29 protein-coding genes are annotated in these 26,438 nt (G+C 71.3%); 19 read left to right on the forward strand and 10 right to left on the reverse strand.

Going from position 1 to position 26,438, the window contains the following annotated elements; genetic code table 11:
* Positions 1-15: 15 nt before the first annotated feature.
* Genes GWK15_RS20335 through GWK15_RS20345 form a run of 3 tightly spaced genes read left to right on the forward strand, consistent with a single transcriptional unit; the run spans position 16 to position 1,762 of the window.
* Positions 16-513, forward strand: coding sequence for a YcgN family cysteine cluster protein (locus GWK15_RS20335; protein WP_168043219.1), 498 nt, complete (start codon positions 16-18; stop codon positions 511-513).
* Positions 510-1,448 carry a dihydrodipicolinate synthase family protein gene (locus GWK15_RS20340; protein WP_168043220.1) on the forward strand — a complete coding sequence of 313 codons (939 nt, stop codon included), beginning with the start codon at positions 510-512 and terminating at the stop codon, positions 1,446-1,448. The genes GWK15_RS20335 and GWK15_RS20340 overlap by 4 nt, the downstream gene beginning before the upstream one ends.
* Positions 1,448-1,762: a cupin domain-containing protein gene (locus GWK15_RS20345; protein ID WP_168043221.1), complete on the forward strand. Its 315-nt coding sequence runs from the start codon at positions 1,448-1,450 to the stop codon at positions 1,760-1,762. Before GWK15_RS20340 ends, GWK15_RS20345 begins: the two co-directional genes overlap by 1 nt.
* Here GWK15_RS20345 and GWK15_RS20350 read toward each other — a convergent pair.
* Positions 1,752-2,636, reverse strand: a complete 885-nt coding sequence (locus GWK15_RS20350) for a DMT family transporter (RefSeq protein WP_168043222.1) — start codon at positions 2,634-2,636, stop codon at positions 1,752-1,754. The genes GWK15_RS20345 and GWK15_RS20350 overlap by 11 nt on opposite strands.
* Before the next feature lie 76 nt (positions 2,637-2,712).
* Between GWK15_RS20350 and GWK15_RS20355 the strand changes: the two genes are divergently transcribed.
* From GWK15_RS20355 to GWK15_RS20365, 3 genes are read left to right on the forward strand one after another with little or no spacing between them, the layout of a single operon-like run.
* Positions 2,713-3,432 (forward strand): M48 family metallopeptidase, encoded by a 720-nt coding sequence (locus GWK15_RS20355; protein WP_168043223.1) that lies wholly within the window; start codon positions 2,713-2,715, stop codon positions 3,430-3,432.
* 39 nt (positions 3,433-3,471) lie between these two features.
* A complete protein-coding gene (locus GWK15_RS20360; protein ID WP_168043224.1) occupies positions 3,472-4,485 on the forward strand; it encodes a zinc-binding alcohol dehydrogenase family protein in 1,014 nt (337 codons plus the stop codon).
* A 23-nt stretch (positions 4,486-4,508) separates the two neighbouring features.
* Positions 4,509-4,880, forward strand: coding sequence for a hypothetical protein (locus tag GWK15_RS20365; protein WP_168043225.1), 372 nt, complete (start codon positions 4,509-4,511; stop codon positions 4,878-4,880).
* Here GWK15_RS20365 and GWK15_RS20370 read toward each other — a convergent pair whose 3' ends face one another.
* Positions 4,881-5,714, reverse strand: coding sequence for a sugar phosphate isomerase/epimerase family protein (locus GWK15_RS20370; protein WP_168043226.1), 834 nt, complete (start codon positions 5,712-5,714; stop codon positions 4,881-4,883). It abuts the gene before it with no gap.
* A gap of 128 nt (positions 5,715-5,842) precedes the next feature.
* Here GWK15_RS20370 and GWK15_RS20375 point away from each other — a divergent pair, with 128 nt between their 5' ends.
* The 3 genes from GWK15_RS20375 to GWK15_RS20385 are packed head-to-tail and all read left to right on the forward strand — an operon-like array spanning position 5,843 to position 9,654.
* Positions 5,843-6,892, forward strand: a complete 1,050-nt coding sequence (locus GWK15_RS20375) for an ABC transporter substrate-binding protein (RefSeq protein ID WP_168043227.1) — start codon at positions 5,843-5,845, stop codon at positions 6,890-6,892.
* A 19-nt stretch (positions 6,893-6,911) separates the two neighbouring features.
* Positions 6,912-8,603, forward strand: coding sequence for an ABC transporter permease (locus GWK15_RS20380; protein ID WP_245211788.1), 1,692 nt, complete (start codon positions 6,912-6,914; stop codon positions 8,601-8,603).
* 1 nt (position 8,604) lies between these two features.
* Positions 8,605-9,654, forward strand: a complete 1,050-nt coding sequence (locus tag GWK15_RS20385; protein WP_168043228.1) for an ATP-binding cassette domain-containing protein — start codon at positions 8,605-8,607, stop codon at positions 9,652-9,654.
* Between the two features lie 106 nt (positions 9,655-9,760).
* On the opposite strand, the gene GWK15_RS20390 is transcribed toward GWK15_RS20385, so the two are convergent.
* Positions 9,761-10,306: a cytochrome P460 family protein gene (locus GWK15_RS20390; protein WP_168043229.1), complete on the reverse strand. Its 546-nt coding sequence runs from the start codon at positions 10,304-10,306 to the stop codon at positions 9,761-9,763.
* A gap of 98 nt (positions 10,307-10,404) precedes the next feature.
* Between GWK15_RS20390 and glpK the strand changes: the two genes are divergently transcribed.
* The 5 genes from glpK to GWK15_RS20415 all read left to right on the forward strand — a co-directional run bounded on the left by glpK (position 10,405) and on the right by GWK15_RS20415 (position 15,713).
* On the forward strand, positions 10,405-11,910 hold the full coding sequence (gene glpK / locus GWK15_RS20395) for a glycerol kinase GlpK (RefSeq protein ID WP_168043230.1): 1,506 nt from the start codon (positions 10,405-10,407) through the stop codon (positions 11,908-11,910).
* Between the two features lie 139 nt (positions 11,911-12,049).
* Positions 12,050-12,694 (forward strand): Flp family type IVb pilin, encoded by a 645-nt coding sequence (locus GWK15_RS20400; protein WP_168043231.1) that lies wholly within the window; start codon positions 12,050-12,052, stop codon positions 12,692-12,694.
* Between the two features lie 126 nt (positions 12,695-12,820).
* Positions 12,821-14,002 carry a hypothetical protein gene (locus tag GWK15_RS20405; protein WP_168043232.1) on the forward strand — a complete coding sequence of 394 codons (1,182 nt, stop codon included), beginning with the start codon at positions 12,821-12,823 and terminating at the stop codon, positions 14,000-14,002.
* Positions 13,999-15,378 (forward strand): acyclic terpene utilization AtuA family protein, encoded by a 1,380-nt coding sequence (locus GWK15_RS20410; protein WP_168043233.1) that lies wholly within the window; start codon positions 13,999-14,001, stop codon positions 15,376-15,378. Before GWK15_RS20405 ends, GWK15_RS20410 begins: the two co-directional genes overlap by 4 nt.
* Entirely contained in the window at positions 15,369-15,713 is a 345-nt protein-coding gene (locus tag GWK15_RS20415) for an AtuA-related protein (RefSeq protein WP_168043234.1), read from the forward strand. Before GWK15_RS20410 ends, GWK15_RS20415 begins: the two co-directional genes overlap by 10 nt.
* A 1-nt stretch (position 15,714) precedes the next feature.
* Here the strand turns inward: GWK15_RS20415 and GWK15_RS20420 are convergent, their stop codons facing one another.
* From GWK15_RS20420 to GWK15_RS20445, 6 genes are all read right to left on the reverse strand, one after another.
* Complete coding sequence (locus GWK15_RS20420) at positions 15,715-16,407, reverse strand: DUF1194 domain-containing protein (RefSeq protein WP_168043235.1); 693 nt, start codon at positions 16,405-16,407, stop codon at positions 15,715-15,717.
* A 154-nt stretch (positions 16,408-16,561) separates the two neighbouring features.
* Complete coding sequence (locus GWK15_RS20425) at positions 16,562-17,512, reverse strand: SMP-30/gluconolactonase/LRE family protein (RefSeq protein ID WP_168043236.1); 951 nt, start codon at positions 17,510-17,512, stop codon at positions 16,562-16,564.
* Positions 17,513-17,575: 63 nt separating this feature from the next.
* A complete protein-coding gene (locus GWK15_RS20430) occupies positions 17,576-18,754 on the reverse strand; it encodes a cupin domain-containing protein (protein ID WP_168043237.1) in 1,179 nt (392 codons plus the stop codon).
* Positions 18,748-19,185: a hypothetical protein gene (locus GWK15_RS20435; RefSeq protein ID WP_168043238.1), complete on the reverse strand. Its 438-nt coding sequence runs from the start codon at positions 19,183-19,185 to the stop codon at positions 18,748-18,750. The genes GWK15_RS20430 and GWK15_RS20435 overlap by 7 nt, the downstream gene beginning before the upstream one ends.
* 13 nt (positions 19,186-19,198) lie before the next feature.
* A complete protein-coding gene (locus GWK15_RS20440) occupies positions 19,199-19,786 on the reverse strand; it encodes a hypothetical protein (RefSeq protein ID WP_209442321.1) in 588 nt (195 codons plus the stop codon).
* Between the two features lie 89 nt (positions 19,787-19,875).
* Positions 19,876-20,412, reverse strand: a complete 537-nt coding sequence (locus tag GWK15_RS20445) for a hypothetical protein (RefSeq protein WP_168043239.1) — start codon at positions 20,410-20,412, stop codon at positions 19,876-19,878.
* A 146-nt stretch (positions 20,413-20,558) separates the two neighbouring features.
* Here GWK15_RS20445 and GWK15_RS20450 point away from each other — a divergent pair, with 146 nt between their 5' ends.
* The 5 genes from GWK15_RS20450 to GWK15_RS20470 all read left to right on the forward strand — a co-directional run bounded on the left by GWK15_RS20450 (position 20,559) and on the right by GWK15_RS20470 (position 25,186).
* Positions 20,559-21,518 carry a Bug family tripartite tricarboxylate transporter substrate binding protein gene (locus GWK15_RS20450; protein ID WP_168043240.1) on the forward strand — a complete coding sequence of 320 codons (960 nt, stop codon included), beginning with the start codon at positions 20,559-20,561 and terminating at the stop codon, positions 21,516-21,518.
* A gap of 16 nt (positions 21,519-21,534) precedes the next feature.
* Positions 21,535-22,041: a tripartite tricarboxylate transporter TctB family protein gene (locus GWK15_RS20455; protein ID WP_168043241.1), complete on the forward strand. Its 507-nt coding sequence runs from the start codon at positions 21,535-21,537 to the stop codon at positions 22,039-22,041.
* Complete coding sequence (locus GWK15_RS20460; protein ID WP_168043242.1) at positions 22,038-22,931, forward strand: PhzF family phenazine biosynthesis isomerase; 894 nt, start codon at positions 22,038-22,040, stop codon at positions 22,929-22,931. The genes GWK15_RS20455 and GWK15_RS20460 overlap by 4 nt, the downstream gene beginning before the upstream one ends.
* 117 nt (positions 22,932-23,048) lie before the next feature.
* The gene (locus GWK15_RS20465; protein ID WP_168043243.1) at positions 23,049-24,545 is read left to right on the forward strand and encodes a tripartite tricarboxylate transporter permease; all 1,497 of its coding nucleotides are present in this window, start codon (positions 23,049-23,051) and stop codon (positions 24,543-24,545) included.
* An 8-nt stretch (positions 24,546-24,553) separates the two neighbouring features.
* Positions 24,554-25,186 (forward strand): flavin reductase family protein, encoded by a 633-nt coding sequence (locus GWK15_RS20470; protein WP_168043244.1) that lies wholly within the window; start codon positions 24,554-24,556, stop codon positions 25,184-25,186.
* Here the strand turns inward: GWK15_RS20470 and GWK15_RS20475 are convergent.
* Complete coding sequence (locus tag GWK15_RS20475) at positions 25,183-26,430, reverse strand: MFS transporter (RefSeq protein WP_168043245.1); 1,248 nt, start codon at positions 26,428-26,430, stop codon at positions 25,183-25,185. The genes GWK15_RS20470 and GWK15_RS20475 overlap by 4 nt on opposite strands.
* Positions 26,431-26,438 lie beyond the last annotated feature (8 nt).

Genomic DNA, 26,438 nt, shown 5'->3' on the forward strand with positions numbered 1-26,438 from the left:
GCGTAGAACCCGCCCGTGACCGATCCGGCCCCTTTCTGGCGCGCGAAGACGCTCGACGCGATGACCCGCGCCGAGTGGGAGAGCCTGTGCGACGGCTGTGGGCGCTGCTGCCTGCACAAGCTGCGCGACGAGGAGACCGATCGCCTCGCCTACACCAACGTCGCCTGCCGGCTGCTGGATGGCGAGACCTGCCGGTGCAAGGACTACGCGAACCGGCGGAAATGGGTGCCGGACTGCGTGAAACTGACGCCGAAGCGGCTCGAGAAGATCGACTGGCTGCCGCCGACCTGCGCCTATCGCCTGGTGGCCGAGGCGCAGGACCTGCCCTGGTGGCATCCGCTGGTGTCGGGCCGGCCCGAGACGGTGCACGAGGCCGGGATTTCCGTCCGCGGCCGCACGGTCGCCGAGCGCGATGCCGGCGATTTCGAGGACCACGTCGTGTCCTGGCCGGGCAAGTGGCCGGCCAAGGCACGCACGCCCCCTGTTGTGACGAACCGGAGGAGACCGGGATGAAGGACGCGATCTATGGCGGCGTGAATGCCGCGGTGCTGACGGCGATGGGGCCCGACCTCACGCCCGATCTCGACCGCATGGCGGCGCATGCGAAGTGGCTGCTCGCCAATGGCTGCACCGGCCTCGGCGTGCTGGGCACGACGGGGGAGGCGAATTCCTTCGGCCTGCATGAGCGCAAGGCGATCCTCGAAGGCCTGATCGCGCGCGGCATCCCGGCGGCGAAGATGATGCCGGGCACGGGCTGCGCCAGCCTGACGGACAGCGTGGAACTGACGAAGCATGCCCGCGACGCCGGCTGCCCCGGCGTGCTGATGCTGCCGCCCTTCTACTACAAGGGGCCGAGCGACGACGGGCTGTTCGCCTATTTCTCGGAAGTGGTGAACCGCGTCGGCGGCGGGGTGAAGATCTACCTCTATCACTTCCCGCAGCAGTCGGCGGTGCCGATCAGCCTCGACTTGATCGGGCGGCTGCTGAAGGCCTTCCCGGGCACGATTAAGGGCGTGAAGGATTCGTCCGGCGACTACGCCAACATGCAGGCGATGGTGCGCGAGTTCGCCAAGGACGGGTTCGAGGTCTATTCCGGGAGCGACGAATTCCTGCAGCAGATCCTCGCCGAGGGCGGCGCGGGCTGCATCACGGCGGCGTCGAACGCGAACAGCCACTGGGGCGGCATCGTCTATGCGAAGCGCACCGGCCCCGAGGCCGACGCCGCGCAGGCGACGCTGACGGCGACGCGCCGGGCCGCGACCTCGGTGCCGCTGATCCCGGGCCTGCGCGAGATCATCGCGCGCAGCACCGGCGATGCCGGCTGGCGCGTGATCCGTCCGCCGCACCTGCCGCTGACGGCCGAGCAGGCCGAGAAGGTCTGGGCCGCCTGGACCGCGGCCGGCGCGATCCCGCTGCCCGGCATGGCGACCGCGAAGGCGGCCGAGTGATGAACGAGCCGCTGCGCTGCCGCGAGCCCGCTATCGCCACCGTGCAGGTGGATGACGCGAACGTCCGCGTGACCCGGTGGGATTTCCCGCCGGGCTCCGAGACCGGCTGGCACCGGCACGGCATGGCCTATGTCGTCGTGCCGGTGAGCGACGGGAAGATGCTGCTGGAACTGCCGGGCGGCGAGACGGCGACGGCCGAGATCAAGGCGGGCGTGGCCTATGCGCGCGCCGCGGGAATCGAGCACAACGTCGTCAATGCCGGCGACACGGCCTTCGCCTTCGTCGAGACGGAACTGAAACACCTCATCGGGTGACCTTGCGCTCGGGCAGCGTCACCAGCGCCAGCCCGGCGAAGACCAGCGACGCGGCCGGGATGGTCAGCCATCCCGGCCGTTCGCCGAACAGGGCCCAGCCCCAGGCCAGGCCCGTCAGCGTGATGATGTAGCCGGTCTGCGACGTCACCACGCCGCCATGCGCGGCGAGCGAGCGGAAGTAGATCATGAAGGCGCCGGCGGTGCAGGCCGCCTGCAGCGCCGAGACCAGCGCGCCGTCCAGCGGCGGCACCTGCATCTGCCCCAGCAGCGTCGCGACGATGCCCGCCTGCAGCGCCCCGGCCGCCAGCGTGCCCGTGGCGAGCGCAAGCGGCGCCGTGCCCTGGGGCGCGAGCCGCACCGCGAGCAGGTTCGACGCCGCGTAGCAGGCCGGCGTCAGCGCCGCGAAGAGCGCCCAGGGCAGCATGGACGGATCCGGCAGCGCCGCGCCGGGGCGCATCGCGACCACCACGCCCGCGAAGCCGAGCACGGTGCCGACCAGCCGGCGCCGCGTCGCCCGTTCCATGCCGAGCGCCGCGGCGCCGAGTACGGTCAGGATCGGCGAGAGTGGCACGATCAGGGAAAAGAACCCCGCGGGGATGTGCGGAATGCTGGTGAAGGCGACCAGGTTCGCCAGCGCCATGCCGAACAGGCCCGATACCGCATAGTGGCGCAGATGCGCCCGCGAGAGCGGCACGTCGATTCCCCGCGCCCGGCAGGCGACGAACAGGATCGCCGCGCTGCCCGCCGCCGCGCAGGTCGCGATCAGCATCGGCGGCCAGCCGAGCGCCGCCAGGTGCTTCACGAAGGCCGGTGTCGCACCCCAGACGGTGCCGAGCAGGAGCAGCGGCGGCAGGGGGCGGAGCGCCTCGGGCATGGTGTGCAGTGGTCGTGCGCGCGACGTCGCTGTCAAGCAGTTGAAGCCGCCATCGTCGCTGCGCCATGTTGCGGCGATGCAGTCGCCCGATTCGGAAACCGTCGTGTTGCGCCCCGGCGTGCTGGGAGCCCCGGTGGGCTGCCCCGTGCGCTGGAACCGCTCCACGCGCGCCCGCAGGGTGAGCCTGCGCATCGATGCGCGCGCGGGCGAGGTCGTGGTGACCCTGCCGATGCGCGCCGGCCGGCGCGCCGGCATGGCGCTGCTGACCACGCACGCCGCCTGGGTGATGCAGCGCCTCGCCGCGCTCGCGCCGCCGGTGGAACTGGCGCCGGGCGTGGAAGTGCCGCTCGGCGGCGAGCCCCATGTCATTCGGCACGATCCCGCGGCGCGCGGGGGCGCCTTCCTCGATGGCCGCGCGATCGTCGTCTCCGGGCGTTCCGAGTTCCTGGCGCGCCGCGTGAAGGACTTCCTGCGTGCCGAAGCGAAGCGCCGCATCGCCCTGCTAGCCGAAGGCCATGCCGCGACGCTCGGGGTGAAGATCCGCGCCATCCGGCTGAAGGACACCAATAGCCGCTGGGGATCCTGCGCGCCGGACGGGACGCTCGCCTTCTCGTGGCGGCTGGTGATGGCGCCGGACTGGGTGCTGGACTACGTCGTGGCGCATGAGGTCGCGCATCTGCGCGAACTGAACCATTCCGCGCGCTTCTGGGCCCATGTCGCGGCGCTGACGCCGAACCGCGAGCCGGCGCAGGACTGGCTGCGCGAGAACGGGCCGGCCCTCCTGCGCGTCGGCTGATTCCGGCGTATATCCTCCGCAAGCCCACGGAGGATGCGCATGAAGGCGGTCGGATTCACCAAATGCCACCCGGTCGATCACCCGGAGGCGCTGCTCGATCTCGATATTCCGGCACCGGCCGCGCCCGAGGGGCACGACATGCTGGTCGAGGTGCGCGCCGTCTCGGTCAATCCGGTCGACACCAAGCGCCGCAGGACCGAGGAGCCGAAGGACGGCCCGCGCATCCTGGGCTTCGACGCCGCGGGCGTCGTGCGGGCGGTCGGCCCGGCCTGCACCCTGTTCGGCCCGGGCGATGAGGTCTTCTACGCCGGCGTGGTGAACCGCCCCGGCAGCAACGCGGAGCTGCAGCTGGTCGACGAGCGGATCGTCGGGCGCAAGCCGGCCTCGCTGTCCTTCGCCGAGGCGGCGTCCATGCCGCTCACGACCATCACGGCCTGGGAAGGGCTGCACGACCGGCTCAGGGTCCATGAGGGTGGCGGCGCGGGGGAGGCGCTGCTGGTGATTGGCGGTGCCGGCGGCGTCGGGTCCATGGTCATCCAGGTCGCCCGGCAGCGGACGGCGCTGACCGTCGTCGCCACCGCCTCCCGCCCCGAGACGGCGCAATGGTGCCGCGACCTCGGCGCGCATCACGTCGTCGACCACCGGGAGGACATCCCGGCGCAGCTCAAGGCGCTGGGGGTGAAGCCGCGCTACGTTTTCTCGACAAACACCACGGCGCGGAACTGGGACCAGATCGTCGCATCCATCGCGCCCCAGGGTGCGATCGTGCTGATCGAGAGCCAGGCGCCGATCGATGCGCGGCAGCTGATGCCGAAATCGGTCTCCCTGCACTGGGAGCTGATGTTCACCCGCCCGATGTTCGGCACGCCGGACATGATCGAGCAGCACCACCTGCTGAACGCGGTCGCCGACATGGTCGACCACGGGCGCATCCGTCACACCATGACGCTCAACCTCGGCCCCATGACCGCGGCGCGGCTGCGCGAGGCCCATGCGAAGGTCGAGAGCGGCACGATGATCGGTAAGGTGGTGCTGGAGGGCATGGGCGCATGACGAAATCGCGCTGGCGCTGAGCCATGCCGCAGGGCGTGGCGTCACTTCGGCGGATCGTGCTCGGCTTCTGGGCGGCTGCGATCCTGACCATCGCGGTCGCGGTCTGGCTGTCTGCCTCGACCGGGGACTGGACATGGCTGGCGCGGTCCGGGGCGATCCTGACCGCGCTGGGACTCGTGCTGGCGAGCCGCAAGATCCTCATCGCCCGCAACGACCTGCTCAACCTGCTGCATGACATGGAGAAAGCCGACGGCGCCGAGCGGACCGCGCGCCTGGCTTCCTTCAAGCAGCTGCAGCGCGACATCGACCGTCAGGTGCTCGAAAGGGCGGGCTTCGCGCTCCTCGTGCTCGGAACGCTGATCTGGGGGTTCGGCGACCTCGTCGGGCGGATCTGATCAGTCCACCGTTACCCCGGCGGCGTGCGCCTTTTCGACCAGATAGGCGCGGGCGTCCTGCATGGCCTCGAGCGTCCCGAAGGCGTTCGTATAGGCACCGCGGTAGCCCTTGCCTTCGAGCAAGGCGAACATCGCGCCGAAATCGAAGTCGCCCTTACCGGGGATAAGGTGCTCCTCGTAGCCGTTGCGCCAGCAATCGGCGAGGCGGACCTCCTTCACGCGCTCGAGCGGGACCTCCGCGACGAAGCCCTCCACCCCCGGCGGCAGCAGGTGGGCGTGGTTGGCGGTGAAGGACAGCGCGAAGGCGGGCGAGTGGATGGCGTCGAAGTAGTAGCGCCATTCCTCCATGGTGTGGGCGAGGTAGTGGACCTCGGCATTCTCCGGCTCGCGGTTGAGGTTCTCGAGCAGCAGCAGCGCGCCGTGCTGTTCGGCGTGCTTCACCATGCGCTGCAGCCGGTCGCGCCCGGTTTCCATGCGCATCTTCACGTCGGCGGTGAAGTGGTAGCCGGCATGGACGACGATCCACTGGGCCTCGAGCCGCGGCGCGACCTCGATATAGGCGCGGAGATAGGCGTCGACGGCTTCCGACAGGAAGGGGGAATACTCGGCGACGTTCACGGCCGAGAGCGTGTGCAGCGCAATGTGCACGCCGTTTGCCTTGGCACTTTGCCGGATCGCGCGACAGCGTGCCTCGTCGAACAGCGTCACGGCATTGGCGCCGGTGTCGAGCTGGATGTCGATGTGCCGCACCTCGTTGCGCGCGGCCCATTCGATGGCATCTTCCAGCTTAAGCTTACGTCCGACATCCACGCCGATGCGGTCGATGAGCGTCATGGCTTCCTCCCGGTCGTTGCACGATGGTTGCCAGCGTGCGGGGGCGATGGCAACGTTCCCGCGTCCAAGAACAACGCGCGCCGAGACCGCCCAACGCGGCAGGTGCGCCATGGTTGGGAGGAAGCCGGATGTTCCTGATCGACAGGCGTCAGATGCTGGCACTCGCGGCATGGTCCGCGGCTGCCTCCAAGGCCTGGGCGCAAGCGCCGCTCACGCCCGCGGAACAGGCGCTGCATGAAGCGGCGAAGCGCGAGGGCGAGATCACCTGGTATTCCGGCCAGTACAGCGCCGAGGCCTCGGAAGCCGCGGGCCGCGCCTTCAATGCGCGCTATCCGGGCGTGCGCTGCAACGTGGTGCGGTCGACCTCGCAGGTCGCCTTCCAGCGTCTCTCGCAGGACCAGCGGGCCGGCGTCGCGCAGTGCGACGTCTTCTCCTCGACCAATGGCGGGCACTACATCCAGCTCAAGCGGCAGAACCGGCTGATGCAGTTCCGCCCGGCGAGCGCCGACGGGATGCTGCCGATCCTGCGCCAGGCGGACCCGGACAACTACTTCCAGTCCTCCTTCCTCGGCATCTACCTGATGGCGCACAACACGCGCATGGTCAGCGAGGCCGATGCGCCGAAATCCTGGACCGACATTCTCGACCCGAAGTGGAAGGACAAGCTCGCGGTCGGGCATCCCGGCTTCAGCGGCGCGATCGGGCTCTGGGCGCTGCAGATGCGCACCATGTACGGGCCCGACTACCTGCGGCGGTTCGAGCGCAACAAGCCGCAGATCGGGCGCTCCTCCATCGATCCCGTCACGATGATGGAAGCCGGGGAACGCGCTGTCGGCGTCGCGGTGCCGTCCGCCTCCACCCTGTTCTCCATGTCGCGCGGCAACCCGCTGAAGCTGATCTACCCGACCGAGGGCGTGATCGCCGCGCTCTCGCCCTCCGCGATCATCCGCAACGCGCCGCATCCGAATGCCGCGAAGCTGTTCATGGAATTCACCTGCGGCCCCGCGCTGTCGATTGCGGTGCGCGAGCTGTTCAACGAAAGCCTGCGCCCCGACGTGCCGCCGCCCGAGGGCTCCCGCCCGCTCGACCAGGTGACGATGCTGGCGCCGAGCCTCGAGGACGCCGAGAAGGGCGTGCCCGAGGTGCGCGAGCAGTGGCGCGAGATCTTCGGGGTCTGAGCCGCTGTCCGTGAATGCTTTGAGGCCGTCCCGGCTCCGCCTGCTGGAGCCGGTCACCTTCCTGTGGATCGCCCTGATCGTCGCCCTGCTGGTCCTGGTGGCGGTGCCGCTGGGCAAGATGGTGGTGATCTCCTTCGAGACGCAGGAGACGGGCGAGTTCACCATCGCCAACTACCTGACCGCCTATGGGCGGCAGCGCTACCTCGATGCGCTGCGGAACTCGCTGCTGCTCGGGCTGTATTCCGCGGCGATCTCGACCGTGCTGGCGGTGCCGATGGCCTGGGCGGTGTCGCGTACGGACATGCCGGGCAAGACCTTCACCTGGGTGATGGTGCTCGCGGCCTTCATCATGCCGCCCTATCTCGGCGCGATCGGCTGGATCCTGCTCGCCGGGCCCAATGCCGGCTGGATCAACCAGGTCTGGCGCTGGGCGAGCGGGGCGGAAGCGCCGCTGGTCAACGTCTACACCTTCACCGGCCTCGCCTTCGTCATCGCGCTGCATTCCTTCCCGCTCGTCTTCATCTTCGTGAAGTCGGCGCTGGACCTGATCTCCTCCGAGATGGAGGACGCGGCGAACATCCTTGGCGGCGGCACCTGGGTGACGATGCGCAAGGTCACGCTGCCGCTGGTCTGGCCGTCCATCCTGGGCGGCTTCATCCTGATCTTCCTCGAGACCATCGCGCTGTTCGGCACGCCGGCGATCATCGGCATCCCCGCGCGGATCAACGTCGTCACGACGCAGCTGTGGCAGTTCTTCGAGGATCCGGTCCGCGTCGAGGTCGCGGCCGCCTATGCCATTCCGCTGCTGCTCATCACCGTCGCGCTGATCGCGGTGCAGAAGCTGATGCTGAACCGCAAGGGCTTCGTCTCCCAGACCGGCAAGGGCGGGGAGCGGCGCCAGGTGAAGCTCGGCCCCTGGCGCTGGGTGCTGTTCGCCTGGTGCCTGATGGTGGGCATGCTCTCGGTCGTGAAGCCGCTCGGCGTGCTGCTGCAGGCGTCCTTCTCGCGCGCCTGGGGGCGGGGGCTGTCCTGGGACAACCTGACCTTCCGCAACTACCACCTGCTGCTGTTCGACCACGACATGGCGCCGCAGGCGGTATGGAACACCATGTGGTTCTCGGCCGCTTCGGCGAGCCTCGCGATCCTGCTGGCGCTGCTGGTCGCCTATATCGTCGTGCGCCGGCTGATGCGCTTCGCCGATGCGCTGGGCTTCCTCGCCATGGCGCCCTTCGTCATCCCGGGCATCGTCATGGCCATCGGCTTCTACGCCGCCTATGCCGGGCCGCCGCTGTCGCTCTACGGGTCGGCGCTGCTCATCATCCTCGCCTTCACGGCGCGCTTCCTGCCGATCGCCTATGCCAATTCTCAGGCCGCGATCCGTGCGGTGCACCCCGAGATGGAGGAAGCCGCGCGCATCCTCGGATCGGGCCGGCTGCGGGCGATCCGCAGCATCACCGCACCCTTGCTCAAGACGTCCCTGCTCGGGGGCTGGCTGATCGTGTTCATCGTTGCCTCGCGCGAGCTCTCGGCCGCCATCTTCCTGGTCGGGCCGCGGACGCGGACCATGTCGGTGTTGCTCTACGACCTCAGCGAGCAGGGCAATTTCGAGGTCGTCTCCGCCTTCGGCGGCATCCTGCTGGTCATCACCCTCGTCATCGTCGGCATTGGCATGAAGCTGGTCGGCCGCGACTTCATGCTGCGGAGGGAATAGCGTGCCCCGCCTGACACTCTCCGGCCTGACCAAGGCCTATGGCAAGCTGACCGTGGTGGACGGCGTCGACCTGACGCTCGAGGAAGGGGAATTCGTCTCCCTGCTGGGTCCGTCAGGCTGCGGCAAGACCACGACGCTGCGCATGATCGCGGGCTTCGTCGACCCCACGGGCGGGACGATCTCGGTCGACGGCAACGTGCTGTCCGCCCCCGGCGCCGTGGTGCCGCCCGAACGGCGCGGCATGTCCATGATCTTCCAGTCCTACGCCATCTGGCCGAACATGACGGTGGAGGAGAACGTCGCCTTCGGCCTGAAGCTGCGCAAGCTGCCGCGCGAGGAGATCCGCCGCCGCACGGCCGAGATGCTGGAGGTGGTGAAGCTGAACCACCTCGCGCATCGCTACCCGGCGGAACTGTCGGGCGGCCAGCAGCAGCGCGTCGCACTCGCGCGTGCCATCGTCGTGAAGCCGGCGGTCCTGCTGCTCGACGAGCCGCTGTCCAACCTCGACGCCAACCTGCGCGAGGAGATGCGCTTCGAGATCCGCCGCCTGCATGACGAGTTCCGCATCACCACCGTCTATGTCACCCATGACCAGGCGGAGGCCATGGCGACCTCCGACCGGATCGCCGTGATGAATGGCGGCCGGATCGAACAGGTCGACGCGCCCCACCTGCTCTACACCAAGCCGCGCACGCGTTTCGTCGCCGGCTTCGTCGGGCGCACCAATCTGCTCGAGGCGCGGGCGGAGGGAGGCATGCTGCGCATCGACGGCATCGCGCTCGCGCCTACGACGCAGGCCGATGGCCCCGCGCTGGTGTCGCTGCGGCCGCAGGCGATGACGATCCTCGATGCGCCGCCGGCCGGCGATGGTCCCGCGCTCGAAGCCACGATCGTGGAACGCACCTATCTCGGGGAAGCCTGGGATTATGTCGTGACGCCCACTGGCAGCGGGTTGCGGCTGCGCGCCTCGGCGCCGCCGCTCGCGGCCTATGACGTCGGTAAGGCCGTGTGGGTCGAGATCGATCCGCGGCAGGTTGCCGTCGTGCAGTAGGCGGGGGGAGAAGGGAACTTCTCCCCCCGAACCCCCCTCAACCTTCTTTGGAACCAAGTAACCAGAGAAGGGAGGGGGTTCGGGGGAGGTTCCCCTCCCCCGACCTTCACCTGGCCCTGTTCGCGTAATCCCACGCCGTGAAGGTGAAATCCTGCTGCCCCCGCGCCTGTAGGTGGCAGGTGAAGCAGGCGTTCAGCGGCGTGTCGCGCCGCGCGCCGGTCTGCGCGTCGAAGCGTGCATATTCCCACTCGCCGTTGCGCTGCTCGGGCCCGTAGCCTTCGCCCCAGCCGCGTTCCTTCTGCTGCACCTCGATGCCGATGAAGGCGGGTTCCGGGATCATGCGCCCGGCGGCGTCGCGCAGCGGCACGCCTTGCGCGTCGAGCCGCGCGCGCTGGTCGGCCATGATGATCATGCTGCCGTAGGGCAGCGGCTGGCCCGGCGCGAGCGCGGCGAACGCCTCGGGGTTGATGTAGATGTTGCGGATGATCTTGCGGTCGGGCTTGTCCACGGTCGCGTAGCGGATGAAGCGCCCCTGCCAGTCCGCCGGCAGGCTGATGTTCTGCGGCCCCGGCGTGTAGGGCCGCTGCTGGGCCGTCGCCGAGGCGGCGAGGGCGGCGCCGAGCAGCGCCGCGGCAAGCATGGTCCTGCGCATGATGGGATCCTCCGAAGCGCATCGGGCACCGGTCCGGGGGCGGGATGCAAGACCTTCCGTGCGGCGGCTAGGATGCGGGCCGGGAGGACCGCCGCGACATGACCGATGCCCTGCTGCTCGCCCTGGACCAGGGCACCACCAGCACGCGGACCATTGCCTTCGACGCCGCGCTGGTGCCGCGGGCCACGGCGCAGGAAGAACTGCCGCAGCATTTCCCCGCCCCCGGTTGGGTCGAGCATGAGCCGGAGGACATCTGGCGCGGCGTGGTCGCGACGCTGCGCGGGGCGCTCGAGCGCGCGGGCGGCGATGCCTCCCGCGTCGCGGGCATCGGCATCACCAACCAGCGCGAGACGACGCTGCTGTGGGATCGCGCGACGGGGCGCTGCCTGCACCGCGCGATCGTCTGGCAGGACCGACGCACGGCCGAGCATTGCGCCAGGCTGCGCGCCGAGGGCCTCGAGGCCCTGATCACCGAGCGCACCGGCCTGCTGGCCGACCCTTATTTCTCGGCGACGAAGCTCGCCTGGCTGCTCGACCGCGTGCCCGGCGCACGGGAGGCAGCGGAGCGCGGCGAGCTCGCCTTCGGGACGGTCGATTGCTTCGTGCTCTGGCGGCTGACCGGCGGGCGGGTGCATGCGACGGACGCCACCAACGCGGCCCGGACGATGCTGTTCGACATCCGCCGGGGCGATTGGGACGAGGATCTGCTGCGGCTGCTCCGGATTCCGCGAGCCGTTCTGCCGTCGGTTCACGACTGTGCGAGCGATTTCGGCCTGACCGAGGCCGCGATCCTCGGCGCGCCGGTCCCGGTTCGCGGGATGGCGGGCGACCAGCAGGCCGCGACGCTCGGCCAGGCGTGCTTTTCGCCGGGCATGGTGAAGTCGACCTACGGCACCGGCTGCTTCGCGCTGCTGAACACGGGGGCGGAACCCGTCGCCTCGCGGTCGCGGCTGCTGACCACGATCGCCTATCAGCTCGGCGGGCGGCGGACCTATGCGCTGGAAGGCGCGATCTTCGTCGCCGGCGCGGCGGTGCAGTGGCTGCGCGACGGGCTCGGCATCATCGGCCGCGCGTCCGAGGCCGGGGAACTGGCCGCCCAGGCCGATCCGGCGCAGCGCGTCATCATGGTGCCGGCCTTCACCGGGCTCGGCGCGCCGCATTGGGATGCGGAGGCGCGGGCGGCGATCTTCGGCATGACGCGCGGCACGGGGCGGGCGGAACTCTGCCGCGCCGCGCTCGAATCCGTCGCCTTTCAAACCCGTGATCTGGTCGAGGCGATGCGCGCCGACTGGCCGGGCGCGGCGGGGGAGACGGTGCTGCGCGTCGACGGCGGCATGACCGCGTCCGACTGGACGATGCAGGCGCTGGCGGATGTCCTCGGCGCGGCGGTGGACCGGCCGCAGGTCCAGGAAACCACGGCGCTTGGCGCGGCCTACCTGGCCGGCCTGCAGGCGGGGCTGCTGCCCGAACCGGGCGTCGCCGGCGCATCCCATTGGCGGCTCGAGCGACGCTTCCTGCCCGGGGCCGGGTCGGCCGAGGCGGAGTTGAGATACGGCCACTGGCGCAACGCCGTGCGGCGGACGCTGGGTCCAATGGACGCGTAGCGTTCAGGGTGCGGATTCATGCACGCGATGGTTGAGAAAATTCTCCCCGTCATGTGATTCGCGTCCGGTTCGTTCACGACTCTAAGCGCGAAGTCCCAAGCGGTGCGCCAGCCACCGCGCGCCGGAGTCGCCGACGACCATGATCCATGCATGCACGCGCCTGTTGGCCCGGCTTGGCCGGCGCGGCGTCACCTCCGCCGAATACGCGATCCTCGCGAGCGGCCTGGTGGCCGTCGTCGGCACCTCGGCGATCAACTACGGCGGCAACCTGACCGGCGCCTTCGGCGGCATCGGCACGGAGATCAGCCGCCAGACCAACGCGGTCCAGGCGGCGACGGGCAGTGGCGGCGGATCGGGTGGTGGTTCGTCGGGCGGCACCGTTTCTGGCGGCGGCACGACCTCGTCCGGTGGGGACGGCACGGGCACGGGCGGTTCCGCCGGGACAGGCGGTGGCACGAGCGGCGATGGCGGGTCCACCGCCGGGGGTGGGACGGGTGGCGGCACCACGGGCGGCACCACCACCGGCGGGACGGACTCCGGATCCGGCACCAGTGCCGGCACTGGCACTGGCACCGGGAGCGGCACCGGATCGGGGAGCGGCACGACGGGCGGGACCACCGCCGGCGGCACGGGTGGCACCAGCAGCGGCAGCGGGACGTCCTCGGGCAGTGGCAGCGGGACCGGATCGGGCAGTGGTTCGGCCGGGTCGGGCGGCAGCGGCTGCACCACCAACGGAAACGGCAACGGCAACGGGAACGGCAAGAAGAACAACTGCACCACCTGACCCACGCCCTCGCCCCCGCGCGCATCCCTTGGCAGGATGAGCGCCGGCGGGTCCTGGCCCCGCCGCAGCGACCAGGACGATGGGCATGGGTGGAAACAGGGTGACGGTGCCGCGGGCCACGCCGGCATGACGGGTGGCATCTACGCCGCGCTCGGCGTGCGGCGGATCATCAACGGCTACGGCACCAATACGCGCCTCTCGGGCGGCCTCATGGCGCCGGAGGTGATGGCCGCGATGGCCGAGGCCTCGCGCGCCTGCGTCGAGATGCATCACCTCCAGGCCGCGGCGTCGCGCGCCATCGCCGAGGCGACGGGTGCGGAGGCCGGCATCGTGACGTCGGGCGCGGCCGCCGCCCTGCTGCTCGGCGCCGCGGCGTGCATGGCGCGGCTCGATCCCGGCGCGATGAACCGCCTGCCGGACACGGCCGGGATGCCGGACGAGTTCATCGTCATCCGCAGCCAGCGCAACATGTATGACCGCGCGCTGCGCGCCGCCGGCGGCCGCATCGTCGAGGTCGGCATCCCCGATCGCTATTCCGGCCCCGGCGTGCGGGATGCGAGCGCCGGCGAAGTCGCCGACGCCATCACCGATCGCACCGCGGGCATCTACTACCTGGCGGGCGACGCCGCCGAGCCGCCGCTGCCCGACATCGTGCGCGTCGCCCGTGCCCGCGGCGTGCCGGTGCTGGTGGACGCCGCGGCGCAATTGCCGCCGGCGTCGAACCTCCGCCGCTTCATCGCCGAGGGCGCGGACCTGGTCTGCTTTTCCGGCGGCAAGGCGATCGGCGGGCCGCAGGCCTCGGGCATCCTCGCGGGGCGGCGGGACCTCGTCAGCAGCGCATTGGCGCAGATGCTCGACCTCGACCTGCCGGAGGCGCAGTTCGTCGCACCCGCGGAATTCGCGCCGCTGAACCAGATGCGATTCCTGCCGCATCACGGCATCGGGCGATCCGGCAAGGCGGGGAAGGAGGAGATCGTCGGCCTGATCGTCGCGCTGCGCCGCTTCGTGGCGGAGGATCCGGCGCAGCGCACCGCGCGCTGGACGAATTGCCTGGTTCCGCTGCGCGATGCCGTGCCGGGCGCGGTGCTGGTGCCGGACGGCGCCAAGCCCGGCCTGCCGCTGCTCGAGCTGCGCTTTCCCGACCGCGCGGCGGCGGAACGCGCGGACGCCGCGCTGCGCGCGCGCGATCCGGCGGTGCATCTCGATGCCTCCCGCATCCGCCGCGGCGTGCTGGCGGTGAACCCGACCGCGCTCGACGATGCGGACCTGCCGCTGCTCGCGGCGGCGCTGAAGGAATGCTGCGCATGAGTGACCTTTTTCTCGTCGGCAATGGCGCCGGTTTTTCCGGCGATCGCGTCGATGCGCCGATCCCGGTGGTGCGCGCGCTGGTGCAGCGCGGCCTGCCGGCGGCGATGTTCTTCGAATGCCTGGCCGAGCGCACCATCGCGCTCGCGCAGATCGAGAAGCGCCGCGATCCCGATGCGGGCTATGAGCCGATGCTCGAACGCCTGCTCGAACCGATCCTGGCCGATTGCGCGCGCGCGGGCATTCCGATCCTGGGGAATTTCGGCGCGGCGAACCCGATGGCCGCGGCGCGCTGCGTCGCGCGGCTGGCACGGCGCCTCGGCATTCCGGAGTTGCGCATCGGCGTCGTCACGGGCGACGACGTGTCCGGCACCGTCGACCTGTCGACGCTCGCGGTGCACGAGGCTGATGCCGGGCTCGACATGTCCGCCTGGACGCTAGTCTCGGCCAACGCCTATATCGGCGCCGCGCCGCTCGCCGGGGCGCTCGCGCGCGGCGCGCAGGTTGTGGTGGCGGGACGCACCTCCGATCCCTCGCTCGCCATCGCGCCGCTGATGCATCATTTCGGCTGGGCGGAGGATGACTGGCAGGCGCTCGCGCTCGGCGCGGCCTGCGGGCACCTTCTGGAATGCGGGTCGCAGGTGACCGGCGGCGTCTTCTGGGATCCCGGCTTCAAGGACATTCCCGACCCCGCGAATATCGGCTTCCCCTATGCCGAGATCGGCCGCGACGGATCGCTCGTGGTCACCAAGCCCGAGGACACTGGCGGCCTGGTGGACCTGCGCAGCGTCAAGGAACAGCTGCTGTATGAATTGCACGACCCGGCGGCCTACCTGACGCCGGACGTGGTCATGGACATCACCGGCGTGACGCTCGAACAGCAGGGCAGGGACCGCGTCGCGCTGCGCGGCGTGAAGGGCCATGCGCGGCCGGAACGGCTGAAGGTCACCGCCTGCTACGAGGGCTCGTGGCTCGGCGAGGGCGAGGTCTCCGTCGCCGGCCCCAACGCCCTGGCCCGGGCGCGCGCCACCGCCGACGTGCTGCTGCAGCGCGTGAAGCAGCGCGGCCTGGGACGCCGCGCGCGCGCCGACCTGATCGGGATTTCAGCGGTGCACGACTCCGACGCCGGCGCGCTCTGGCGATCCTATGACGGGCCGGAGCCGCCCGAGATCCGCATCCGCCTCGCCGTCGAATCCGCGACGCGGGACGACGCCGACCAGGCCTCGCGCGAGGCGCTCGCCATGCTCTGCTGCGGCACCGCCGGCACTTCCGGCGCGCGCTGGCGCGTCACGCCGCGCATCCTGACGCGATCCTTCCTCGTGCCGCGCGAGATGGTGCCGACGGAAGTGACGGTGCGGGAGGCAAGGCTGTGGAACTGATCGAAGTGCCGCTGCATGCGGTCGCGCATTCCCGCGCGGGGGACAAGGGCAACCGCGCCAATCTCTCGCTGATGCCCTACGACCCCGAACTCTGGCCCGCGCTGGCCGAGCAGGTGACGGAGGCGCGAGTCCTCGCGCTGTTCGCGCATCGGGGCGCCACGCGCTGCACGCGCTACGACCTGCCGCTGATCCACGCCTTCAACTTCATCATCGATGATGCGCTGGAAGGCGGGGTGAACGGATCGCTGAACCTCGACGGCCACGGCAAGAGCCTGTCCTTCCGGCTGCTGTCGATGACGGTGAAGGTGCCGGCGGACAAGCTGCCCCGGACCTGACTCAGGCCGCGCCGCCGGCATCCGGTCCGGCGGCGATCTCGAGGATCAGCTTGCGCCGGATGGCGTGGCCGAAGTCGCGGATGCTCTCGGCGACCTCGACGAAGGCGCCGGGCCCGCCGATCACCGCATCGCGGTAGTAGTCCGCGAGGCGCGCGCCGGGGCCGAGGATCCGCTCGACTTCCGGATCGCCCTCGACCGCCAGGCCGTTGATGGTGATGCCGGCGGCGATGGCGCGATCGCGCGCCTCCTCCACCGGCGGGCCTTCGTTGTTGGGGCCGTCGCCGGACACGTCGATCACCCGCCGCGGCGCATCCCAGGCCGCCTGTGCGAAGAGGCGGCGCGAGAAGTCTATGCCGCGGGAGATGCAGGTGAGCGACCCGTTCGGGAAGGCCTCGGACGCGGCTTCGTCCGGCACGGGCAGCCAGGCGGTCGCCAGCGCGTCGCCCCAGGCCTCGGCGTCGCGACGGCCCGCGATCCGGGTCCAGGGCAGCACCAGCTTCTGGAAGCCGAGGCCGGCCCAGGCGACGGTGGCGATGGCAATGGCGCCGAGCGGGCCGGAAGCGATCGCATCCAGCACCCGCGGATGGGGCAGCGCGCGCTGGTAGCCGCGCTGCTGCATCCGTGCTTCCTCGGCGCTGATCGAGGCCGAGGCATCCACGGCGAGGACCAGCAGCAGGGCCACGCGGTCATGCATCTCCGCTGGCCGCGCCGCTTCTGGAATCCGCACCCTCGGCCGCTGCATGAGGATCCTCGCCCGCGCGGCGCCGATCGCCCCGCACGCAAGACCCTACGCCGCGGCCGTCGCCGCGCGGTCCGAAATTCTCACGAAATCGCGATGGTTGTGGGGCTCAGCCCCCCGCCACCCCCTGGGTGTTCACGTACAGCGCGTAGAGCGACTGCGCGGCGGCCATGAACAGCCGGTTCCGGTGCCGCCCGCCGAAGGCGACGTTCGCGCAGCGCTCCGGCAGGTGGATATGCCCGATCGGCGCGCCGGCGCTGTTGAACACGCGGATGCCGTCGAAGGCCGGCGACATGCCCCAGCCGCACCACAGGTTGCCGTCGACGTCCACGCGGAAGCCGTCCGGCGTCTCGCCCGGCTGGCAGGCGATGAAGGTGCGGCGGTTGCGGATGGTCGCCCCATCCACGTCGTAGGCGAGGATGTTGCGCGGCTCCGACCGGCTCTCGACGATGTAGAGGATGCGCTCGTCCGGACTGAAGGCGAGGCCGTTCGGGTGGTTGATGTCGTCGGCGACGAGGGTGATCTCCCCCGTCACGCCGTCCACCCGGTAGACATTGGTGTGCGGCAGTTCGGGCGCGTGCTTCTCGCCCTCGTAGAAGCCGAGGATGCCGAAGGGCGGATCGGTGAACCAGATCGACCCGTCCGACTTCACCACCACGTCGTTGGGGCTGTTCAGCCGCTTGCCCTGGAAGTGGCTGGCGATGACGGTGATGGCCCCGTCATGCTCGAAGCGCACCACGCGCCGCCCGCCATGCTCGCAGGCGATGATGCGGCCCTGCCGGTCGCGGGTGTGGCCGTTCGCGTTGTTCGACGGCTTGCGCCAGGCGGAGACGGCGCCCGTCTCCTCCTCCCACTTCAGCACGCGGTTGTTCGGGATGTCCGACCACAGCAGGCAGCGCGCATCGCCGAGCCAGACCGGTCCCTCGCCCCAGCGCGTGCCGTGATACAGGCGCTCCACCGCGGACAGCGGCAGCTGGTAGCGCTTGAAGGACGGGTCGAGCGCGACGATGGACGGGTCGGGGTAGCGCAGGCTCGGCTGCCAGCGCGGGTCGTCGGTCATGGGGCTTCCTCCGGTCGTTGCACCGGAGGATAGGCGGGATGGCGCGGCGCGCGAAGGCGCCCGTCAGGCGCGTTCGAGCAGGCCGTGCCGCGCGAGCCTGCGGCAGAAATCCAGCGCGCCTTCGCCAAGCGCGGCCGGCGTCGCGCCATCCTCGAGCGCCTGGAGCCAGTCTAGCTCCGCGGCCGAGAGCGTCTCGACGCCGCCATACCAGCGCAGCGCGGCGCCGCCCTCGGGCAGCGGGACGATGGCGTGGTGCATGGTCTCGGACAGGCGCAGCCGGTCGTCGGGGCCTGGTGGCGGCGTATGGAGCGCGCGGCCGGGCAGGGACATCCGGTCGCGCAGCACGCGGTCGAGCGCGTTCACCGCCATGCGGTCCGCGACATCGGGGCGGTCCAGCGCCTCGAGCGCGGCGGCGAGGCGGCCGCGCAGCAGCGCCACGCCTTCGGGCTCGGCCAGGCGCCAGGTCGGGATCGCCGCGCGCAACGCGGGTTCCTCCGCCTCGAGCTCGCCGAGCAGCGCGCGCAGCACCTCGCCCAGGCCCGGTTCGAGCAGGCCGATGGTGATGTGCAGGGATGGCTCGGCGCCGGCCTGGACCATCGCCTCGTGCATCACCCCGCGCGGCAGGTAGAGCGCATCACCCGGCGCCATCACCAGCTCATGCGGCTCGCCCTCGGGCGTGGCGTTGTTGCGCCAGGGCGTGTGGCGCGTCGGCGCGGCGTAGGGGATCGCGTCCCACACCCGCCAGGCCTTGCGGCCGGAGACCTGCAGCACCAGCACGTCATGCGTGTCGAAATGCACGCGGAATCCCTGCGCGCCGGGGGGCGTGAGGTAGATGTTCGCCTGCACGCCGTGCAGGAAGGCCTTTTCCAGCCCGCGGCAGAAGCGGGCGAGCGGCGGATGGATCTCGTGGAACTGGGAGACGACGAGACTGGCGCCCTCGTCGTGCCGGGCCATCAGGCGCGGCAGGTCGACGCGGTCGCCGCCCTCCTCGATGTACTCCTCGACCGGCACGGCGGCGCTGCCCTTGCGGGCGCCGTCGGCCATCGACACGCGCGGGGTGCGCGCCGCATCGGTGCGCAGGAAGGCGTCGAGGTCGCCGATCGACAGCAGCCCCGTGAAGCGATCCGGATCGTTGCCCGGCATCAGACGCCAGGCGGTGCCTTCGCGCAGCGCCAGCCCGTCCTCGAGCGGCATGGTGCCGAAGGCGAGTGCCCAGGCCTCCTCGGCGAGTGTCGCTACCATCGTGATCCTCTGCCGCGCCCGGCGGCATCGCGCGGGTCGCTGTCTGAAAAGCCGGTGCGCGGGCGGCCTCGGCCGGCGGCATCGTTGGGGTCGCTGTCGGAATAGCCGGTGCGGGGCCGGCCGCGCCCGGCGGCGTCGCGCGGGTCGCTGTCCGAATACCCGGTCTGCGGCCGGCCCCGGCCTGCCGCGTCGCGCGGATCGCTGTCGGACATACCGGTGCGGGGCCGGCCGCGCCCGGCGGCATCGCGCGGGTCGCTGTCCGACATGCCGGTATGCGGCCGCCCGTAGCCGGCCGGATCGCGCGGATCGCTGTCGGAGGTCCCGGTGCGGCCCTGCGCCGCTGCGGCGGCGGGAACCAGGCCCGCGGAGGCGCCGACCACCACCAGCCGGCGCGTCAGCCGGCTGCGGCGGGCCTCGTCATCCGCGGGCATGGGTCATGCGCGCTCAGCGCCAGCCGCGGCCGCGGCCGGGCGCATCGCCCGGGTCGTTGTCGGTCACGTTGCGCGGGCGGTATCCGCCGCCGCGGCCGCGGCCCGGCCCGTCGCTGGGGTCGGCATCGGTGATGCCGGTGCCACGCTGGCGCCAGCCCGTGCCGTAGCCCGAGGGATCGCGCGGGTCGCCGTCGTTGATGCCGGTATAGGCGCGGCCCTGCGGCGCGGCGCGATAGCCGCGGCCCTGGCCAGCGCCGTCGCCGGGATCGTTGTCCGTGATGCCGGTGCGCGGTGCGCCGCGATAGCCGCCGCGGCCCTGGCCGGCGCCATCGCCCGGATCGTTGTCGGTGAGGCCGGTGCGCGGCGCGCCGCGATAGCCGCCGCGGCCATAGCCCGGCCCGTCGCCCGGGTCGGAATCGGTGATGCCGGTGCGGTACTGGACGGGCGTCGGCTCGAGCGCCTCGGCGGCGCGCGTGGCCGTCGCGGTCGCGCCCCCCGCGACCGCCAGGACGAGGAGGCGCCGGCCGAGGCTCCGCGACGGTGCGGGGCCGTCCGCCTGCGGCGCGCCGGGCGCACCCTTGGTGTCGTCACGTTCGGTCATCGCGTCGCTCTCCTTCCCCCAGGCGCATCATCCTGCGGAGAGCGCCCCTACGGCAAGGTTGCGCCACGCAGGCCGCGTGCGCCGGGTCACTACCAGCCGCGGCCGCGCCCCGGCGCATCGCGCGGGTCGCTGTCCGAGACCTGGCGGCGGGAACTGCCGCGGCCCTGGCCGGGCCCGTCGCCGGGATCGGCGTCGGTGTAGCCGGTGCGGGCGGGGCCCCTGTATCCGCCACGACCCTGGCCGGGCCCGTCGCCGGGATCGGCGTCGGTGTAGCCGGTGCGGGCGGGCCCGCGGTAGCCGCCGCGGCCCTGGCCGGGCCCGTCGCCGGGATCGGCATCGGTGTAGCCGGTGCGCGCGGGGCCGCGATATCCGCCGCGGCCCTGGCCGGGCCCGTCGCCGGGGTCGGCGTCGGTGTAGCCGGTGCGCGCGGGACCGCGGTATCCGCCGCGGCCCATGCCGGGTCCATCGGCCGGATCGGCGTCCGTGATGCCGGTGCCGCGCGGCGCGTAGACCGGCTGGGGCGCGACGACGCACCCCGCCAGCGCCGGCGCCGCAGCGCCCACCGAGGCAAGCTTCAGCACCAGCATGCGGCGCTTCAGGCGCGGCGCGCCGTCATTCTCATCCATGCCGCGTCCTTCCCCCGATGCGCCTGCCGCCATACTTCCTGCGCCACGGTGCCGGCGCAACCGGTCATCTCGCGCGATTGCCCCTTCACGGCGGATGGCGCACTGACGCAGACTTTACCGCTCAGGGAAACGGTCCGGACCACGCCATGATCAATCGCCGCACACTTCTCGCCGCCACGGCCGGGCTTGGCCTCGCCCCTGGCCTCGCGCAGGCGCAGCAGCGCTTCGCCAGCATCTACATGTTCGTCCCGGCCAATCCGGGCGGCGGGTGGGACGGGCTCGGCCGCGCCATCGAACAGGCGGCGCGCCAGGCCGGCCTGGTCGGCTCCTTCCAGTTCGAGAATGTTGGCGGCGCCGGCGGCACGGTCGGCCTGCCGCGGTTCTTGGCGCAGCGGCGCGGGCGGGCGGATGCGCTGATGGTCTCGGGCTCGGTGATGGTCGGCGCGACGCTGACGAACAAGACGCCGGTGTCCCTGCAGAACACCGTGCCGGTCGCGCGCATGACGGACGAGGCCGGCGTCATCATCGTGCCGGCCAACAGCCCGATCCAGAACATCGGCCAGTTCGCCGATGCGCTGAAGGCGAACCCCCGGGGCGTCTCGGTCGCCGGCGGCAGCGCGGGCGGCACCGACCACATCATCCTCGGGCTGATGCTGCAGAAGCTCGGCCGCCAGCCGCGCGAGGCGTCCTTCGTCGCCTTCCCCGGCGGCGGTCCGGCCCAGGCCGCGATCCTCGGCGGGCAGGTCACCGCGGGCATCTCCGGCTGGTCGGAATTCTCCGAGCAGATCAAGGCGGGGCGCGTGCGCGCGCTGGCGACGACCGGCGAGCGCCGCATCGACCCGGCGGTGCCGACCCTGAAGGACAGCGGCATCGACGTCGTCGCGACCAACTGGCGCGGCGTGTTCGGCGCGCCCGGCATCAACCCGACCCAGCGCCAGGCGCTGGTCGACCTGATGACCGCCATCCATGCCAGCGAGGGCTGGCGCCGCATCCTCGAGGACCGCGGCTGGGACGACGCCTTCCTGACCGGCGCGCCCTTCGAGGAATTCCTCACCCGCGACCGCGCGGACACCGAGGGCGTGCTGAAGGACCTCGGCCTCGCCTGAACGGAGGATGGGCGGCATGAAGCCCGGAGCGGTTCCCGACCTCGCGGTCGGCCTCGGTGTCGTCGTGCTCGGCGTGCTCGCGGCCTGGCTGACCTGGGTCATCCCGGTCACGCCGGTCTATGCGGTGGTCGGGCCGAAGCTGGTGCCCGCGGTGATCGCCGCGGCGCTGGTGGTGCTCGGGCTGATGCTGACCGCAGCGGCGCTGCGCGGCGGCTGGAGCGCCGACCTGCCCGAGGTCGCCGAGGCCGGGCCGCCGAACCTGGTCGCCCTCGCCTGGCTGGGCGGCGGGATGGTGCTGAACCTGGTGCTGATCGAGCCGCTGGGCTTCTCGATCGCGGCCGCGATCCAGTTCGTCTGCACGGCGCGGGCCTTCGGCAGCGCGTCGATCCTGCGCGACGCGGCGATCGCGCTCGCCGTCTCGCTCGCCGCCTTCTTCCTGTTCGTCGAGGCGCTGGGCGTGAACATCGGCGCCGGGCTGCTGGAAGGCGCGATCCTGCGCCTGCTGGGGCAGGAGGTGCCGTGAGGGCGTTCCGCTTCGTCACCGTCGACGTCTTCACCGAGACGCGCTTCGGCGGGAACCAACTGGCCGTCTTCCCCGATGCGCGCGGGCTGACGGATGCCGAGATGCAGGCGCTCGCAGCCGAGTTCAACCTCAGCGAGACGACCTTCGTCCTGCCGCCCGAGAACCCACAGAACTCGGCGCGGGTGCGCATCTTCAACCGGGTGCGGGAGATGGGCTTCGCCGGGCATCCCAATGTCGGCACCGCCTATGTCCTCGGCCGCGAGGACGAGGAGAGCCCGCGCAGCTACCGCTTCGAGGAACCCGCCGGCCTCGTCGAGGTGACGCTGGTGCGGGATGCGGCCGGCCGGGTGACGGGGGCGGAGGTCGCGGCCCCCCAGCCGCTCGCGATCGGGGCGACGCTGCCGGTGGCGCTCGCCGCGGCCTGCGCCGGCATTCCGGAGGCGGCGATCGTGACCGCGCGCCACCAGCCGACGCTCGCCGCGGATGGCGGCAACCAGCGCCTGCTGACGGAGGTGACGCGTGAGGGGCTCGCCGCCGCCTCGCCGGACCTTGGCGCGTTCCGCCGCGCCGTCGCCGAGCATCCCGAGGCAACGCGCGGTTTCCTCTCGCTTTACATCTACTGCCGCGATGGAGCGGAGGTGCGGACGCGCATGTTCTCTCCGCTGGTCGGCACCTGGGAGGATGCGGCGACGGGCAGTGCCGCGACGCCGCTGGCGGGCTTCCTGCTGCATCTCGACGGCGCCGATGAAGGCGCCTGGCGGATGGTGCAGGGCGTCGAGATGGGACGCCCGAGCGTGATGCTCGCCCGCGCGCGCCGTCGCCCCGAGGGGATCCGCGCCTGGGTCGGCGGCAGCAGCGTCCCGGTCCTGCGGGGCGAGGCCGTGCTGTGACGTTGCATTGCCTGATGCGGGTCGCCGGAGGCGATCCGCCCTGACAGAAAAGGGAGGGGGTGCGGGGGAGGTTCATCCTCCCCCGCATCTTCTTCGTCCTTTGCGAAGGTCGACTGCATGGATTCGCTCTCGGGCCTGGCCCTCGGCTTCGGCAATGCCTTCTCCCTGGTGAACCTCGCCTGGGCGTTGCTCGGGTGTTTCCTGGGGACGGCCGTCGGCGTGCTGCCCGGCATCGGTCCGGCGCTGACCATCGCGCTGCTGCTGCCGATCACCTTCAGCGTGAACGCGACCGGAGCCTTCATCCTGTTCTGCGGCGTCTTCTACGGGGCGATGTATGGCGGATCGACCACCTCGATCCTGCTGAACACGCCGGGCGAGAGCGGGTCGATCATCACCGCGCTGGAGGGGGCCAAGATGGCCCGGAACGGGCGTGCGGGACCGGCGCTGGCGACATCCGCGATCGGGTCCTTCGTCGCCGGCACGGTGGGCACGCTGGGCATCGCCTTCCTCGGGCCGGTGATCGTGGAATGGGCGCTGGTCCTCGGGCCGGCGGAATACTTCACGCTGATGGTGCTGTGCTTCGTCACCGTGTCGGCGGTGCTGGGCTCCTCCGCGCTGCGCGGCCTGACCTCGCTGTTCTTCGGGCTGCTGCTGGGGCTGGTCGGGATCGACCTGCAGACCGGCCAGCCGCGGCTGACCTTCGGCGTGCCGGAATTGCTCGACGGCGTGAACGTTGTGCTGGTGGCGGTCGCGCTGTTTGCGGTGGGCGAGGCGCTCTACATGGCCTGGCACCATCATGCCGGGAAGCAGGAGGTCCTCGAAGTTGGGCGGCTGATGCTGTCGAAGGAGGACCTGAAGCGGTCCTTCTGGCCCTGGATGCGCGGGGCGGGGCTCGGCTTTCCCTTCGGCGTGCTGCCGGCGGGCGGCACCGAGATGCCGACGATGCTGTCCTATTACGCCGAGCGGAAGCTGGTGGACCCGAAATACGCCCCTGAGTTCGGCACGACCGGCGCCATCGAGGGCGTGGCCGGGCCGGAGGCCGCCAACAACGCCGCGGCCGCAGGCATCCTGGTGCCGATGCTCACGCTGGGCATCCCGACCAGCGCGACGGCGGCGATCATGCTGTCGGCCTTCCAGTCCTACGGCATCAATCCCGGGCCGCTGCTGTTCACGCAGCAGGCGGAACTGGTCTGGACGCTGATCGCGTCCCTGTTCATCGCGAACGTGATGCTGGTGGTGCTGAACCTGCCGCTGGTAGGGCTGTGGGTGCGGATCCTGAAGATCCCGGTGCCGCAACTCTATGCCGGCATCCTGGTTTTCGCGACGATCGGGACCTACGGCATCTCGAACAGCGTCATCGACCTGGTGATCCTCTACACGCTCGGCGTGGTGGCGATGTTCATGCGCCGCTTCGACTTCCCGGTGGCACCCGTGGTGATCGGCATGATCCTGGGCCCGATGGCCGAGCAGGCGCTGCGCCAGGCCCTGACGATCAGCCAGGGCGACTGGACGGTGTTCGTCACGCGGCCGGGCAGCGCGATCATCCTGGGCCTTGCCGTGGTGGCGCTGGTCGGGCCGAAGCTCTATGGCGCCTGGTCGGCGCGGCGCGCCTGAGGAGCAAGATGTTCTACGAACCCCGCAACGGCCACGGCCTGCCGCACGATCCCTTCAAGGCCATCATCGCCCCGCGGCCGATCGGCTGGATCTCGACCATCGATGGGCAGGGGCGGCCGAACCTCGCGCCCTATTCCTTCTTCAACGCGGTGCATTCGCGCCCGCCGATGCTGATGTTCACCAGCGAGACGATGAAGCACAGCGCCGCGAACGCCATCGCGACCGGGGAGTTCGTGTTCAACCTCTGCTCGCGCGCGCTGTTCGACGCGATGAACATCTCCTCCGGCGCGCTCGGGGAGGGCGAGAGCGAATTCGCTGCCGCGGGTCTCGAGGCCGCGCCTTGCCGGGTGGTGAAGGCGCCGCGCGTCGCCGCCGCGCCGGCCTCGCTGGAATGCCGGGTGACCTTCTCGACGCGGCTGCACGACGTGGACGGCACGCCGCTCGAGGGATGGATCATCATCGGCCAGGTCGTCGGCGTGCATATCGACGAGGCCTTCCTCAAGGACGGCCGCTTCGACACCGCCGCGGTGCAGCCTGTCGCCCGCTGCGGCTACCGGGACTATTCCGCCGTGACCGAGATGTTCGAAGCGCTGCGCCCGACCGATGGCGGGGCCTACGCGCTGGGCCAGCGCGACCGCTAGCAGCGCACCGGCCGCACGGTCGCGAGGATCGCCGCACCGAGCGAGAGGAACACCAACACCGTCGCCATCCCCGCGCGTTGGCTGCCCGTCGCCGCGGTCACGGCGGCGAGCACCGCCGGCCCCAGGAAGCCGGTGATCCGTCCCGACAGGGCGAACAGGCCGAAATGGGAGGTGATCTCCCCTTCCGGCGCCATGCGCGCCATCAGGGTGCGCGATGCCGCCTGGGCCGGCCCCATGAAGATGCCGAGCGCCATGGCGAGCCCCCAGAAGGCGGTCTTGCTGTCGGTCAGCAGCAGCCCGGCACCGAGCACGGTCATCGACACCAGGGCGACCATCACGGTGCGCTTCGACCCGACGCGGTCCTCGACCAGGCCGAAGCCCGCGGCGCCGAGGCCCGCGGTCACGTTCAGCGCGATGCCGAAGACCATGATCTCCTCGAAGGTCATGCCGTGCACGCCGGCGGCATAGATGGCGCCGAAGGCGAACAGCGTGTTCAGCCCGTCCGTGTAGAACAGCCGCGCGACCAGGAAACGCAGCATGTCCGGCCGCTGCGGCAGGCCGCGGACCAGCAGGCGCGTCTCCCGCACGCAGGCCGTCACGGCCTCGCGCATCGGCTTGCGTTCGCAGGCCGGGTCCGGGACGGCGATCAGGACGGGCCAGCCGAAGATGATCGTCCAGGCGGCGACCAGCAGCGCCGTGGCGCGGACCTGTTCGGACGTCTCGCGGTCGAGGCCGAAGAGCGGCGGGTTCGGCTGGACCAGCAGCACCAGCGCGATGGCGAGGCAGGCCAGGCCGCCCGCATAGCCGAGCCCCCAGGCCAGGCCCGAGACACGGCCCATGCGCTCGGGCGTCGTCACGTCGGGCAGCATGGCGTTGTAGAAAACGGTCCCGACCTCGAAGGCGATGGTCGCGAGGCCGACGCAGACCAGGGCCCAGAGCGTCCAGGACGGGTCCGGCTTCGCGTACCAGATGAGCCCGGTGAAGATCGCGGTGCACAGCGTGCAGGCCGCGAGCAGCGCCCGCCGACGTCCCCCATGGTCCGCGATGGCCCCGAGCAGCGGCGAGAGGATGGCGATGCCGACGGCCGAGACCGTCTGCATCCAGCCCCATTGCGCCTGGCCGGTCGCCGGGTCCGGGGCGATGCCCTGGGAGAAGTAGGCGGCGATGACGAAGGTCGAGACGACCGTCGGGAAGGCGCTGTTCGCCCAGTCGAAGGTGGCCCAGGCGATCGCCTTGCGGTTCATCCTGTCGG

Origin of the sequence: Neoroseomonas oryzicola (genome assembly GCF_012163135.1) — a bacterium.
Classification (GTDB): domain Bacteria; phylum Pseudomonadota; class Alphaproteobacteria; order Acetobacterales; family Acetobacteraceae; genus Neoroseomonas; species Neoroseomonas oryzicola.

Bases quoted from the DNA above. Each gene is read 5' to 3' on its own strand.
- GWK15_RS20440 (WP_209442321.1), bottom strand. From the start codon at position 19,786: ATGACCGAACGTGACGACACCAAGGGTGCGCCCGGCGCGCCGCAGGCG.
- GWK15_RS20445 (WP_168043239.1), bottom strand. From the start codon at position 20,412: ATGGATGAGAATGACGGCGCGCCGCGCCTGAAGCGCCGCATGCTGGTG.
- GWK15_RS20430 (WP_168043237.1), bottom strand. From the start codon at position 18,754: ATGGTAGCGACACTCGCCGAGGAGGCCTGGGCACTCGCCTTCGGCACC.
- GWK15_RS20345 (WP_168043221.1), top strand. From the start codon at position 1,448: ATGAACGAGCCGCTGCGCTGCCGCGAGCCCGCTATCGCCACCGTGCAG.
- GWK15_RS20450 (WP_168043240.1), top strand. From the start codon at position 20,559: ATGATCAATCGCCGCACACTTCTCGCCGCCACGGCCGGGCTTGGCCTC.
- GWK15_RS20425 (WP_168043236.1), bottom strand. From the start codon at position 17,512: ATGACCGACGACCCGCGCTGGCAGCCGAGCCTGCGCTACCCCGACCCG.
- GWK15_RS20350 (WP_168043222.1), bottom strand. From the start codon at position 2,636: ATGCCCGAGGCGCTCCGCCCCCTGCCGCCGCTGCTCCTGCTCGGCACC.
- GWK15_RS20435 (WP_168043238.1), bottom strand. From the start codon at position 19,185: ATGCCCGCGGATGACGAGGCCCGCCGCAGCCGGCTGACGCGCCGGCTG.
- GWK15_RS20475 (WP_168043245.1), bottom strand. From the start codon at position 26,430: ATGAACCGCAAGGCGATCGCCTGGGCCACCTTCGACTGGGCGAACAGC.
- glpK (WP_168043230.1), top strand. From the start codon at position 10,405: ATGACCGATGCCCTGCTGCTCGCCCTGGACCAGGGCACCACCAGCACG.
- GWK15_RS20420 (WP_168043235.1), bottom strand. From the start codon at position 16,407: ATGCATGACCGCGTGGCCCTGCTGCTGGTCCTCGCCGTGGATGCCTCG.
- GWK15_RS20465 (WP_168043243.1), top strand. From the start codon at position 23,049: ATGGATTCGCTCTCGGGCCTGGCCCTCGGCTTCGGCAATGCCTTCTCC.
- GWK15_RS20365 (WP_168043225.1), top strand. From the start codon at position 4,509: ATGCCGCAGGGCGTGGCGTCACTTCGGCGGATCGTGCTCGGCTTCTGG.
- GWK15_RS20455 (WP_168043241.1), top strand. From the start codon at position 21,535: ATGAAGCCCGGAGCGGTTCCCGACCTCGCGGTCGGCCTCGGTGTCGTC.
- GWK15_RS20390 (WP_168043229.1), bottom strand. From the start codon at position 10,306: ATGCGCAGGACCATGCTTGCCGCGGCGCTGCTCGGCGCCGCCCTCGCC.
- GWK15_RS20370 (WP_168043226.1), bottom strand. From the start codon at position 5,714: ATGACGCTCATCGACCGCATCGGCGTGGATGTCGGACGTAAGCTTAAG.
- GWK15_RS20375 (WP_168043227.1), top strand. From the start codon at position 5,843: ATGTTCCTGATCGACAGGCGTCAGATGCTGGCACTCGCGGCATGGTCC.
- GWK15_RS20405 (WP_168043232.1), top strand. From the start codon at position 12,821: ATGACGGGTGGCATCTACGCCGCGCTCGGCGTGCGGCGGATCATCAAC.
- GWK15_RS20360 (WP_168043224.1), top strand. From the start codon at position 3,472: ATGAAGGCGGTCGGATTCACCAAATGCCACCCGGTCGATCACCCGGAG.
- GWK15_RS20470 (WP_168043244.1), top strand. From the start codon at position 24,554: ATGTTCTACGAACCCCGCAACGGCCACGGCCTGCCGCACGATCCCTTC.
- GWK15_RS20400 (WP_168043231.1), top strand. From the start codon at position 12,050: ATGATCCATGCATGCACGCGCCTGTTGGCCCGGCTTGGCCGGCGCGGC.
- GWK15_RS20410 (WP_168043233.1), top strand. From the start codon at position 13,999: ATGAGTGACCTTTTTCTCGTCGGCAATGGCGCCGGTTTTTCCGGCGAT.
- GWK15_RS20340 (WP_168043220.1), top strand. From the start codon at position 510: ATGAAGGACGCGATCTATGGCGGCGTGAATGCCGCGGTGCTGACGGCG.
- GWK15_RS20355 (WP_168043223.1), top strand. From the start codon at position 2,713: ATGCAGTCGCCCGATTCGGAAACCGTCGTGTTGCGCCCCGGCGTGCTG.